8 protein-coding genes are annotated in these 12,115 nt (G+C 73.7%); 5 read left to right on the top strand and 3 right to left on the bottom strand.

What is annotated here, in order from left to right:
- Nucleotides 1–83: 83 nt before the first annotated feature.
- From purU to O4U47_RS12195, 3 genes are all read right to left on the bottom strand, one after another.
- Complete coding sequence (purU, locus tag O4U47_RS12205; RefSeq protein WP_270677935.1) at nucleotides 84–932, bottom strand: formyltetrahydrofolate deformylase; 849 nt, start codon at nucleotides 930–932, stop codon at nucleotides 84–86.
- Between the two features lie 10 nt (nucleotides 933–942).
- Entirely contained in the window at nucleotides 943–2,316 is a 1,374-nt protein-coding gene (locus tag O4U47_RS12200; RefSeq protein WP_270677934.1) for an L-serine ammonia-lyase, read from the bottom strand.
- A gap of 107 nt (nucleotides 2,317–2,423) precedes the next feature.
- Complete coding sequence (locus O4U47_RS12195) at nucleotides 2,424–4,892, bottom strand: GcvT family protein (RefSeq protein ID WP_270677933.1); 2,469 nt, start codon at nucleotides 4,890–4,892, stop codon at nucleotides 2,424–2,426.
- 461 nt (nucleotides 4,893–5,353) lie between these two features.
- Between O4U47_RS12195 and O4U47_RS12190 the strand changes: the two genes are divergently transcribed.
- From O4U47_RS12190 to O4U47_RS12170, 5 genes are all read left to right on the top strand, one after another.
- A complete protein-coding gene (locus tag O4U47_RS12190; RefSeq protein ID WP_270677932.1) occupies nucleotides 5,354–6,586 on the top strand; it encodes a sarcosine oxidase subunit beta family protein in 1,233 nt (410 codons plus the stop codon).
- Nucleotides 6,587–6,630: 44 nt separating this feature from the next.
- The gene (locus O4U47_RS12185) at nucleotides 6,631–6,909 is read left to right on the top strand and encodes a sarcosine oxidase subunit delta (protein WP_270677931.1); all 279 of its coding nucleotides are present in this window, start codon (nucleotides 6,631–6,633) and stop codon (nucleotides 6,907–6,909) included.
- Complete coding sequence (locus O4U47_RS12180; protein WP_270677930.1) at nucleotides 6,906–9,749, top strand: 2Fe-2S iron-sulfur cluster-binding protein; 2,844 nt, start codon at nucleotides 6,906–6,908, stop codon at nucleotides 9,747–9,749. Before O4U47_RS12185 ends, O4U47_RS12180 begins: the two co-directional genes overlap by 4 nt.
- Complete coding sequence (locus O4U47_RS12175) at nucleotides 9,739–10,326, top strand: sarcosine oxidase subunit gamma (protein WP_270677929.1); 588 nt, start codon at nucleotides 9,739–9,741, stop codon at nucleotides 10,324–10,326. The genes O4U47_RS12180 and O4U47_RS12175 overlap by 11 nt, the downstream gene beginning before the upstream one ends.
- 165 nt (nucleotides 10,327–10,491) lie before the next feature.
- Nucleotides 10,492–12,078 (top strand): BCCT family transporter, encoded by a 1,587-nt coding sequence (locus tag O4U47_RS12170; protein ID WP_270677928.1) that lies wholly within the window; start codon nucleotides 10,492–10,494, stop codon nucleotides 12,076–12,078.
- Nucleotides 12,079–12,115: the final 37 nt, after the last annotated feature.

The raw sequence follows: 12,115 nt of genomic DNA, 5'->3' as shown, positions 1-12,115 counted from the left end.
GTGGAGAAAAGGAGATGGGCCCCGCCCCGGCACCGGGCCGGGGCGGGGAGGACGGGCGGTGGTGCGGCGGTGGCGGTACGGCGCTACCGGAAGACGACCGTGCTGTCGCCGTTGAGCAGCACGCGGCGCTCGCAGTGCCAGCGCACCGCCCGCGACAGGGCCAGGGCCTCGGCGTCCCGCCCCACCGTCTGCAGCGCCTCGGGGTCGTAGGTGTGGTCGATGCGGATGACCTCCTGTTCGATGATCGGCCCCTCGTCGAGGTCGGGGGTGACGTAGTGCGCGGTGGCGCCGACCAGCTTGACCCCGCGCCGGTAGGCCTGGTGGTAGGGCCGGGCGCCCTTGAAGCCCGGCAGGAAGGAGTGGTGGATGTTGATGGCCCGCCCGTACAGGGCCTTGCAGGTCTGGTCGGACAGGATCTGCATGTAGCGCGCGAGGACGACGAGGTCGGCCCCGTAGGAGTCGACGAGCTCCAGCAGGCGGGCCTCCGCCTCCGGCTTGTTCTCCTGGGTGACGGGGACGTGGACGAAGGGCAGGTCCGCGGCCTGGGCCATGGGCCGCAGGTCCTCGTGGTTGGACACCACCGCGGCGATGTCGGCCCCGAGGCTCCCGGCGCGCCACCGGTAGATCAGGTCGTTGAGGCAGTGCCCGGCCTTGGAGGCCATCACCAGGACGCGCGCGGGGCGGTCCCCGAAGAACGAGAAGTCCATCTCGTAGTCCGCGGCGACCGGCTCGAACCCGGAGGAGAGCTCGGCCAGGTCGACGTCCCGGTCCGAGGCGACCTGCGTGCGCAGGAAGACGCGGTCGCCGACGGAGTCGTCGAACTGCTGGTATTCGCGGATGTCGCACCCGCGCTGGAAGAGGTAGGAGCTGACCGCCTGGACGATTCCGGTCCGCGCAGGGCAGCTCAGGGTGAGGACGAACGAACGGGCCACCGCATGCTCCTCAGCATTCCACGACGTTGAGAGCGAGTCCGCCCCGGGCGGTCTCCTTGTACTTGTCCTTCATGTCGGCCCCCGTCTGGCGCATCGTCGTGATGGCCTTGTCGAGGGTGACGTGGTGCCGGCCGTCCCCGTAGACGGCCATCCGCGCGGCGGTGATGGCCTTGACCGAGGCCACCGCGTTGCGCTCGATGCAGGGGATCTGCACGAGCCCGCCCACCGGGTCGCAGGTGAGCCCCAGGTTGTGTTCCAGGCCGATCTCGGCGGCGTTCTCCACCTGCTCAGGGCTGCCCCCGATGACCTCGGCGAGGCCGGCCGCCGCCATGGAGCAGGCCGAGCCGACCTCGCCCTGGCAGCCGACCTCGGCCCCGGAGATCGAGGCGTTCTCCTTGAACAGGATCCCGACCGCCCCGGCGGTGAGCAGGAAGCGCACCACCTCCTCGTCGCCGAAGTCCGGCAGGAACGCCTGGGCGTAGTGCAGGACAGCCGGGACGATCCCGGCCGCTCCGTTGGTCGGGGCGGTCACCACCCGCCCACCCGCGGCGTTCTCCTCGTTGACGGCCAGGGCGAACAGGGTGACCCACTCCAGGGCGGCCAGCGCGTCGCCCTCGCCGCCGCCCGCCTCCAGCCGCGTGCGCAGCTCCCCGGCGCGGCGGCGGACCCTGAGCCCTCCGGGCAGGACGCCTTCGGCGCCCGTCCCCCGGTCGACGCATTCGCGCATCACCGACCAGATGTGCAGGAGGCCCTCCCGCACCTCCCGCTCGGTGCGGCGGACGCGCTCGTTGGCCATCATCACGCCGCTGACCGGCAGGCCCGTGCGGCGCGTGATGGCGAGCAGCTCCTCGCCGGTGCGGAAGGGGTGGGGCACGGGGGTCGCGTCCTCCACGAGCACGGGGCGGCCCGCCTCGTCCTCGTCGAGGACGAACCCTCCGCCGACCGAGTAGTACTCCCGGCGCTCCACGGTGTTCCCCTGGCCGTCGAAGGCCTCGAAGACCATCCCGTTGCTGTGGAAGTCGAGCCTGCGCCTGCGGTGCAGGACGATGTCGTCGTCGACGGCGAAGGCGATCTTGTGCTCCCCGAGGAGGACGAGGCGGCCCTCCTCCCGCGCGGCCCGCACCGCCGGCTCGGCCGCGACGGGGTCCACGAGGTGGGGCTGCTCCCCCGCCAGCCCGAGCACCACGGCCTTGACGCTGCCGTGGCCGTGGCCGGTCGCGCCGAGGGAGCCGAACAGCTCGCAGCGGACACCGGCCACGCGGGCCAGCGTCCCGGCCCCGCGCAGCCGGGTGGCGAACAGGTAGGCCGCGCGCATCGGCCCGACCGTGTGCGAGCTGGACGGTCCGATGCCCACTTTGAACAGATCGAATACGGACAGGCTCATGTTCCCTCCTCTGAGGGATCGTCGGGCGGCCCGGCGACGGGGGCCCATGGACCCCGCGCCGCCCCCGGTGAGGGGTTCGAAGCCGGGGGCGGCGCGGGGGGTCGGGGTCAGCGGCGGATGCGCGTCATCTCAGGGTCGACCAGGGGTTCGGCGGCGACGGTGGCGCGCACCCTCCGGTCGAAGTACTGGATCTCCACCGGCGTGCCGACCGTGGCCTCCGCGGGCAGCCACGCGTAGGCGATGGGCGTGCCGAGCGTGTGGGAGAAGGCCGCGGAGGTGACGTATCCGGCGGGGGCCCCGTCGAGGAGCACCGGCTCGGAACCGAGCACCACGCTGCGGCCGTCGTCGACGGTCAGGCACGTCAGGCGCCGCCCGACCGACCCCTCGTCGCGCCCGGCGATCGCGTCGCGCCCGATGAAGGGGCCCTTGTCGGCGCGGACGGCGAAGCCCACCCCGGCCTCGTAGGGGTCGTGCTCGGTGGTCATGTCCGCACCCCAGGCGCGGTACCCCTTCTCCAGCCGGAGGCTGTTGAAGGCGGCCCGGCCGGCGGCCACCACGCCCAGGTCCCGTCCGGCCTCGAAGAGGACGTCCCAGAGCCGCTGCCCGTACTCGGCGTTGGTATAGATCTCCCAGCCCAGCTCGCCGACGTAGGACAGGCGCATGGCGGTGACCGGGATCCCGGCGATGCGCGCGCGCATGCAGCGGAAGAACCGCAGCCCCTCGTGGGAGAAGTCGTCCCGGCTCAGCGGCTGGACCAGGTCCCGGGCCAGTGGGCCCCAGACGCCGATGCAGCAGGTGCCGCCGGTGATGTCGCGTACCCGCACGCTCCCGTCCTCGGGGAGTTCGCGCCGGAGGTAGTCCAGGTCGATGTTGCCGTTGACGCCGATCTGGAATTCCTGCTCGTCCAGGCGCGCGACGGTGATGTCGCTGCGCACGCCCCCGGCGTCGTCGAGCATCAGGGTGTAGGTGACCGCGCCGACGGTCTTGTCCATCTTCCCGGTGGTCAGACGGTTCAGGTAGGCCAGCGCTCCGGGCCCGGTGACCTCCAGCCGCTTGAGAGAGGTCATGTCGTACATCGCCACGGCGGTGCGGGTCTTCCACGCCTCGACCGCGACGACGGAGGCGTCGTGGAACATGCCCGACCAGGCGTCGCGGGAGGGCGGCCGCCAGTCCATGGGCAGGTCCTTGGCCAGCGCCGCGTTGGCCGCGTACCAGTGGGGCCGCTCCCAGCCGTGGGACTCCAGGAAGACCGCGCCGAGCTCCTTCTGCCGCGCGTGGAAGGGGCTGGTGCGCAGGTCGCGGGGGGAGAACCGGGGCTGGAGCGGGTGCTTGACGTCATAGATCTCGATGAAGTTCTGCCGGGAGGTCTCCTCCACGTAGGCGTCGGCGGTCTCGACCTCGTCGAACCGGTGGACGCTGCAGCCGTGGAGGTCGAGCTCGCTGCGGCCCTCGACCAGGAGCTGGGCGACGGACCGGGCCACGCCGGCCGAGTGGGTCACCCACACGGCCTCGGCGATCCAGAACCCGGCCACCTCGGGCGACTCCCCGATGAGGGGGCCGCCGTCGGGGGTGAAGGAGAAGACCCCGTTGAACCCGTCCTCGATGCGGGCCTGCTCCAGGGCGGGCAGCAGGCGGCGGCCGTGCTCCCAGGACTCGGCGAAGTCCTCGCCGGTGAAGTCCAGCATCGAGGGCATGGCGTCGTCGGAGGGGGTGTCCAGGCGGGGCAGCTCGTCCAGGCCGACCGCGATCGGGCGGTGGGCGTAGGAGCCGATGCCCAGGCGGTCGACGTGCTCGCGGAAGTACAGGTCGCGGTCCTGGTGGCGCAGGATGGGCAGGCGCGCCTCGATCCGCTCGTCGTTGCGCCCGGCCAGTTCGGGCAGCGGTGCGGTGCGCGCGTACTGGTGGGCCATGGGCAGCAGGGGCACCGTCATCCCGGCCATGGCGCCGACCTCGCGGCCCCAGAACCCGGCGCAGCACACGACGATGTCGGCGGGGACCTCGCCCTGCGGGGTCTCCACCCCGGTGACGCGGCCGCCGCTCTGCCGGATCCCCACCACGCGGGTGCCGCCCTGGAAGACGGCGCCGCGCGCCTCGGCGCGGCGGGCGAGCACCTCCACGACGCGGGAGGCCTTGGCCAGGCCGTCGGTGGGGGTGTGGAACCCGCCGAGGATCCGGTCGGGGTCGAGCAGGGGGTGCAGCTTGGCGCACTCCTCGGCGCCCACGACCTCGCCGGGCACGCCCCAGGAGGCGGCCCAGCCGGCCTTGCGGTGCAGGTCGGCCAGGCGTTCGGGGGTGGTCGCGATCTCCAGGCCGCCGACCTGGTTGAAGCACCAGCCGCCGTCGGCCTCCAGGCCGGTGAACTTGTCGACGGTGTAGGAGGCGAAGCCGGTCATCGTCTTGGAGGGGCCGGTCTGGTAGACGAGGCCGGGCGCGTGGGAGGTGGACCCCCCGGTGAGCGGCAGGGGCCCCTGGTCGAGGACGGTGACCCGGTCCCATCCGCGCTCGGTCAGCTCATCGGCCAGGTTGGCACCGACGATCCCGGCTCCGATGATCACGACTCGGGGGGTCGTACCCATGCTGGATCTCCTTTGGGGCGGAGGGTGATGACCACGGGGCGGCGCCCGCCGGGGCGGCCGCGGCCGCGGGGCGGGCGGGTGGGTGGCTGGGCGGCTCGGCGGCGGGGCCGGGACCGCGCGTCCGGCCGTCCCCGACGACTGAACGCACACTGATATATCAACTGGACGGCAACGTACGCGGAGGCCGGAGCGGGGGTCAAGCCCCTGCGGGGAATCGGTTCATCCGCCGTTCTCCGTCCCGCTCCATCCCCGCTTCTCCCGCGGGACCCCCTTGACCTCGGCCGCCCCGCTGCTAGCCTGAACGGCATCTGATATTTCAGTTGCATGGCAGTTGCGTGGCAGCGGCCCCCGGCCCGGACGCCCGCTCCGCCCTCACGAATCGCGGACGACGACGTCGCCGGCGACCCGCGGCCACCGCCGCCGCACCTTCTCTACTCCCCCCGGACGAACGGAGGGCTCCGATGGCACCGCGAACGCCCGGCGCCGACCTGCCCGACCACCCCGACCGGCTCTGGCGCTCGGCCGACCCCAAGAGCTCCTACGACGTGGTGATCGTCGGCGGCGGCGGGCACGGCCTGGCCACCGCCTACTACCTGGCGGTCAACCACGGCATCACCAACATCGCCGTGCTGGAGCGCGGCTGGCTGGCCGGCGGGAACATGGCCCGCAACACCACGATCATCCGCTCCAACTACCTCTGGGACGAGAGCGCCGGGCTCTACGAGCACGCGCTCAAGCTCTGGGAGGGGCTGGAGGACGAACTGGACTACCCGCTGCTCTTCTCCCAGCGGGGCGTGCTGAACCTGGCGCACTCCCTGCAGGAGGTGCGCGACGGCGTCCGCAGGGTGGGCGCGAACCGGCTCAACGGCGTCGACGCCGAATGGCTCGACACCGACCAGGTCGCCGAGGCCTGCCCGATCCTGAACACCTCCCCCGACCTGCGCTACCCCGTGCTGGGGGCGACCTGGCAGCCGCGCGCGGGCATCGCCAAGCACGACCACGTCGCCTGGGGCTTCGCCCGCGCCCTGGACCTGCTCGGCGTGGACCTGGTCGAGGGGTGCGAGGTCACCGGCTTCGAGCGGATCGGGGACCGGGTGATCGGGGTCGAGACCACCCGCGGCCCGATCCGGGCGGGCCGGGTCGCCCTGGCCGCCGCCGGGCACACCTCGGTGCTGGCCGACACGCTGGGGCTGCGCCTGCCGCTGCAGAGCCACCCGCTGCAGGCGCTGGTCTCGGAGCTGCTGGAGCCGGTCCACCCGACCGTGGTCATGTCCAACGCGGTGCACGTGTACGTCAGCCAGGCGCACAAGGGCGAACTGGTCCTCGGCGCGGGCATCGACGCCTACAACTCCTACGGGCAGCGCGGGGCGTTCCACACCATCGAGCGCGAGCTGGCCGCGGCCGTGGAGCTGTTCCCGATGTTCGCCCGCGCCCACGTGGTGCGCACCTGGGGCGGGGTCGTCGACGTCACCCCCGACGCCTCGGCGGTCATGGGGCGCACCCCCTTCGAGGGCCTGTACGTCAACTGCGGCTGGGGCACCGGCGGGTTCAAGGCCACCCCCGGGGTGGGCTGGTGCTTCGCCCACACCATCGCCAACGACGAGCCGCACCCGCTCAACGCCCCCTTCGGGCTGGAGCGGTTCACCACCGGCGCCCTGATCGATGAGCACGGGGCCGCCGGGGTGGCGCACTAGATGTCCCCCGTCCCTCCGCACGACCCTCCCAAGGAGGCCCACGCATGATGCTGATCCCGTGCCCGTGGTGCGGCCCGCGCAACGAGACCGAGTTCCACTACGGCGGCCAGGCCGGAGTGGCCTGCCCCAAGGACCCGTACGCGGCCTCCGACGCCGAGTGGGCCGCGTTCCTGTTCTTCCGGGACAACCCCAAGGGCGTGTTCACCGAGCGGTGGATGCACCGGTCCGGCTGCCGCCGCTGGTTCGACCTCCGCCGGGACACCGCCACCAACGAGATCCACACCGGAGCGCACGAGGACCAGGAGAGGACGGTGGCGGTATGAGCGGCCCCTTCAGGCTCGCCGAAGGCGGCCGGATCGACCGCGACCGCCCCGTGGCGTTCCGCTTCGACGGCCGCGACCTGCAGGGCTTCGCCGGGGACACGCTCGCCTCGGCGCTGCTGGCCCAGGGGGTGCACCAGGTGGCCACGGGCATCCGCTACGGGCGCCCGCGCGGCGTGCTGTCCGCGGGCGCCGAGGAGCCCAACGCCCTGGTGCAGATCGAGAAGCCCTTCCCCGAGCCGATGCTCACCGCCACCACGGTGGAGCTGCGCGACGGGCTGGAGGCCTCCGGCCTGCCCGGGCAGGGGCGCCTGTCCCCCGACCCCGACCCCGCCCGCTACGACGCCGTGCACGAGCACTGCGACGTGCTGGTCGTCGGCGCCGGGCCCGCCGGGCTGTCCGCCGCGCTCGCCGCCGCCCGCAGCGGCGCCCGGGTGGTCGTCGCCGACGCCGACACCGAGTTCGGCGGCGGCCTGCTCGGCAGCGGGGAGCTGCTCGACCACGCCCCGGCCATGGAGTGGGTGGAGCGGGCGCGGGCCGAGCTGGCCCGCCGCGCCGAGGTGCGGCTGCTGCCGCGCACCACCGTCACCGGCCACTACGACGCCAACTACCTGGTCGCCGTGGAGGACCGGGGCCCAGACGCCTTCACCCGGCAGCGCACCTGGCACATCCGGGCCCACGAGGTGGTGCTGGCGACCGGGGCGCACGAGCGGCCCCTGGTCTTCGCCGACAACGACCGCCCCGGCACCATGCTGGCCGGGGCGGCCCGCACCTACCTGCACCGCTACGCGGTCCTGCCCGGGCGGCGCGCGGTCGTGTTCACCACCGACGACGGCGCCTACCCGGCCGCGCTCGACCTGAGCGGCGCCGGGGTGGAGATCGCCGCGGTCGTCGACGCGCGGCCGGAGGCGCCCCCGTTCTGGGCCAAACGCTGCGCCGAGCAGGGCATCCCGGTGCGCACCGGCCACGCCGTGGTCGGCACGGACGGCGGGGAGCGCGTCACCGGCGCCCGCCTCGCCGCGTTCGACCCGGACACCGGTGCCCTGGGCCCCGAGGAGCACCACGACTGCGACCTGCTGCTGGTCTCCGGCGGCTGGAACCCGGCGGTGCACCTGTACTCCCAGGCCCGCGGCCCCCTCGCCTACGACGAGGCGGCGGGGGCGTTCCTGCCCTCCGGCTCCGTCCCGGGCGTCCACCCGGCGGGGGCGGCGGCCGGGCTGCGCACCACGGCCCAGTGCCTGTCCAGCGGCGCGGTGGCCGGGGTGCAGGCGGCCTCCCGGCTCGGGCTGGAGGCCACGGCGGCGCCCCGCCCCGAGACCGACCCGCACCCGGTGCCCAAGGGCCGCCCGCTGTGGCGGGTGCCCGACCCCGACCCCGAGGCGCCGGGCCGCCGCCAGTTCGTGGACCTGGCGCGCGACGCCACGGTCGCCGACGTCGGCAAGGCCGTCGGGGCGGGGCTGACCTCGGTGGAGCACATCAAGCGCTTCACCACCATCGGCACCGGCCACGACCAGGGCCGGACCTCGGGCACGGTGTCCTCGGGCATCATCGCCGGGCTGCTGGGCGCCGACCTGTCCGAGGTGGGCACCACCACCTTCCGGGCGCCCTACAGCCCCGTCTCCTTCGCGGCGCTGGCCGGGCGGGAGCGGGGCGACCTGTACGACCCGATCCGGGTGACGGCGATGCACGACTGGCACGTCGCGCAGGGGGCGCCCTTCGAGAACGTGGGCCAGTGGAAGCGCCCGTGGTACTACCCGCAGCCGGGCGAGGACATGGAGGCGGCCGTGCTGCGCGAGTGCCGCGCGGTGCGCACCGGAGTGGGCATGCAGGACGTGTCCACGCTCGGCAAGATCGACGTGCAGGGGCCGGACGCCGCCGCGTTCCTCGACCTCGTCTACACCAACATGATGAGCACGCTCAAGCTCGGCCGGATCCGGTACGGGCTGATGTGCACCGCCGACGGGATGGTCTTCGACGACGGGACCGTCATGCGCACCGGGGAGAACCGGTACCTGCTCTCCACCACCAGCGGGGGCGCGGCCGGGGTGCTGGAGCACCTTGAGGACTGGCTGCAGACCGAGTGGACGCACCTGCGGGTGCACCTGACCTCGGTGACCGAGCAGTGGGCCACCATCGCGCTGGCGGGGCCGCGTTCGCGCGAGGTGCTGGAGCGGGCGTGCACCGGGATCGACCTGGACAACGCCGACTTCCCCTTCATGAGCTGGCGCAACGGGACGATCGCGGGCCGCAGGGCCCGGGTGTGCCGGATCAGCTTCTCCGGTGAGCTGGCCTTCGAGATCAACGTTCCGTGGTGGCACGGCAGGCAGGTCTGGGAGGCGCTGTACGCGGCCGGGGAGCCGTTCGGCATCACCCCCTACGGCACCGAGACCATGCACGTGCTGCGCGCCGAGAAGGGCTTCCCCATCGTCGGCCAGGACACCGACGGCACGGTCACCCCGCAGGACCTGGGCATGGGCTGGGCGGTGTCCAAGAAGAAGGCGGACTTCGTCGGCGCCCGCTCCTTCAGCCGCCCGGACAACGTCCGCACCGACCGCAAGCAGCTCGTCGGCCTGATCCCGGCCGCGGGCGAGGGCGTGCTCCCGGAGGGCACCCAGATCGTGGAGGCGCGGGTGCTGCCCGAGCCCCCGGTGCCGATGCTCGGCCACGTCACCTCCAGCTACCGCAGTGCCGCCTTGGGCACCCCGTTCGCCCTGGCCCTGGTCAAGGGCGGGCGGGACCGCATCGGGCAGACGGTGTACGGGCACGTCGGCGACCGGCTGGTGCCGGTCGAGATCACCGACCCCGTGTTCTACGACAAGGAGGGAGCACGCCGTGACGGCTGACCTCTACGGCGCGTCGCCGCTGGCCGTGCGCGCCGACGCCCTGGCCGCGTCCTCGTCCCCCTCGACCGTGCGCGTCGCCGAGGTGCCCTTCCTGGCCCAGGTGACGCTGCGCGTGGACCCCCGGGGCGCGGCGGCCGAGCGCATCGGGGCCGCGCTCGGCGCCGCGCTCCCGGGCCCCGGCGGGGTGGCGCGCACCGAGCGCGTCACGGTGCTGGGCCTGGGCCCGGACGAATGGCTGCTCGTGGGTCCGGAAGGCGCCGCGCAGGGGCTGCAGGACACGCTCACGGCGGCCCTGGACCGCGCGTTCGGCGCCGTGGTGGACGTGTCGGCCCACCGCACGGTCGTCGAGGTGACCGGCCCCAAGGCGCGGGAGGTGCTGAACAAGGGGTGCGCGCTGGACCTGCACCCCCGGGTGTTCGCCTCCGACCGGTGCGCGCAGACCGACGTCGCGCGCACGGCCGCGATCCTGATGCGGCACGACGCCGGGTCCCCGGGCTTCCGGATCTTCGTCCGCGCCTCGTTCGCCCGCTACCTCGCCGACTGGCTGATCGACGCCGCCGCCGAATACGGCGGCTGAGCCGGGGCGGGCGCCCCCGGGTCCGACACCCTCCGCCGGGGCCGCCCGCCCCCTTCCCGCTTCCCGCGGTGCGCGCATTCTCCGCCGCACCGCCCGCTCGCCCCTGCCCCCGGCGACCCGCGCGCCTTCGACCCGCGCACCGCTCGCGAGCGAAAGGAACCCCCCATGCTCGGCAAAGAACGATCCGCCCCGCTCCATAGCCCGGCCGCCACCGGCCGCGACCGCGCCGCACCCCCGCCGGACCATCGCATCGACCCCGTGGTCCTCGGCACCGCGCTGACCCTGTGCCTGGCCTTCGTGGTGTGGGGCGTGGTCGATGCCGATTCCCTGGCGGCGGGCGCCCAAGGCCTCCTCGACCGCGTCCTCCACTCGACCGGCTGGCTCTACGGGCTGGTCGCCTCCGCGCTCGTCGTGTTCGCCCTCTTCCTCGCCTTCTCCCGCTACGGCGGCATCCGCCTGGGGGAGGACGGCGAGCGCCCCGAGTTCGGAACGGCCTCCTGGACGGCGATGCTGTTCGCCTCGGGGATGGGCATCGGCCTGGTGTTCTGGGGCGTCGCCGAGCCCCTGTCCCACCTGGCCGAGCCTCCTCTGGGCGCCGCCGCGCCGAACTCCCCCGAGGCCTCGCGGCTGGCGATGGAGTACTCCGTCTTCCACTGGGGCCTGCACCCGTGGTCGCTGTACGCCCTGGTGGGCCTGGCGCTGGCCTACGGGATGTTCCGCAAGGGCCGTCCCAACCTGCTCAGCGCGATCGTGCTGCCCGGCCGGCCGCCCTCCGGCGCGCCCTCCCGCGCCGTCGACGCCTTCGTCGTCTTCCTGACCACCTTCGGCGCGGCGACCTCCCTGGGGCTGGGCGCGCTGCAGATCAACAGCGGGCTGGCCTCGACCTTCGGGGTCCCCGAGAACACCGCGGTGGCGATCTCGGTCATCGCCGGGCTGATGGTGCTGTTCGTGCTGTCGGCGGTGACCGGCCTGCACCGCGGGATCAAGCACATCTCGACGATCAACGCCGCCCTGGCCGGGCTGCTGGTCGCGTTCGTGTTCGTCGCCGGGCCGAGCATCCCCGTCCTGCAGACGCTCGTCGAGACGGTCGGCGGGTACGCCGCGCACATCGTCCCGATGGCCTCGCGCACCGGCGTCTACGGCGGCGATGAGTGGCTGGCCGAGTGGACCGTCTTCTACTGGGCCTGGTGGATGTCGTGGGCCCCCTTCGTGGGCGCCTTCATCGCCCGCATCTCCCGCGGGCGCACGATCCGCGAGTTCATCGTCGGCGTGCTCGTGGTGCCCACGGCGCTGAGCCTGGCCTGGTTCGCGGTCATGGGCGGGACGGGCATCCGCATGCAGCTCTCGGGCGGGGCCCCGCTCTCCGACGCGCTCGCCTCCTCCGGCGAGGAGGGCGCCCTGTTCGCCATGTTCGACCACCTGCCGCTGGCCGCGGTCACCTCGGTCGCCGTGATCGTGCTGATCGCGCTGTTCTTCGTCAGCAGCGCCGATTCGGCGTCGGTGGTGCTGGCGATGATGTGCCAGCGCGGCGCGCTCCACCCGCACCGCCCGCTCGTCGTGCTGTGGGGGGCGGTGATCGCCCTGACCGCGGCCGTCCTGCTCCTGGCCGGCGGGCTGTCGGCGATCCAGACGGCCTCGCTGGTCATCGCCCTGCCGTTCCTGGCTCTGCTGGTGGCGGCGTGCATCGGCCTGCACCGCGAACTGCGCGCCGAGTTCGCCCCGGACCCCTCCCCGCCGCGCGGCTCCCGCTGATCGGACCCCGATCAGATTCGTGGTCGCGGCGGGGAGG

The sequence above is a fragment of the Nocardiopsis suaedae genome, from assembly GCF_027706745.1.
GTDB classification, from domain to species: Bacteria; Actinomycetota; Actinomycetes; order Streptosporangiales; family Streptosporangiaceae; genus Nocardiopsis_A; species Nocardiopsis_A suaedae.
The sequence above is the reverse complement of the archived record's forward strand: the minus strand, read 5'-3'. Positions and strand labels throughout refer to the sequence as shown.

What these genes read in the sequence shown, in the direction of transcription:
- O4U47_RS12200 (WP_270677934.1), bottom strand. Translation starts at nt 2,316, where the DNA reads ATGAGCCTGTCCGTATTCGATCTGTTCAAAGTGGGCATCGGACCGTCC.
- O4U47_RS12195 (WP_270677933.1), bottom strand. Translation starts at nt 4,892, where the DNA reads ATGGGTACGACCCCCCGAGTCGTGATCATCGGAGCCGGGATCGTCGGT.
- O4U47_RS12190 (WP_270677932.1), top strand. Translation starts at nt 5,354, where the DNA reads ATGGCACCGCGAACGCCCGGCGCCGACCTGCCCGACCACCCCGACCGG.
- O4U47_RS12185 (WP_270677931.1), top strand. Translation starts at nt 6,631, where the DNA reads ATGATGCTGATCCCGTGCCCGTGGTGCGGCCCGCGCAACGAGACCGAG.
- O4U47_RS12180 (WP_270677930.1), top strand. Translation starts at nt 6,906, where the DNA reads ATGAGCGGCCCCTTCAGGCTCGCCGAAGGCGGCCGGATCGACCGCGAC.
- O4U47_RS12170 (WP_270677928.1), top strand. Translation starts at nt 10,492, where the DNA reads ATGCTCGGCAAAGAACGATCCGCCCCGCTCCATAGCCCGGCCGCCACC.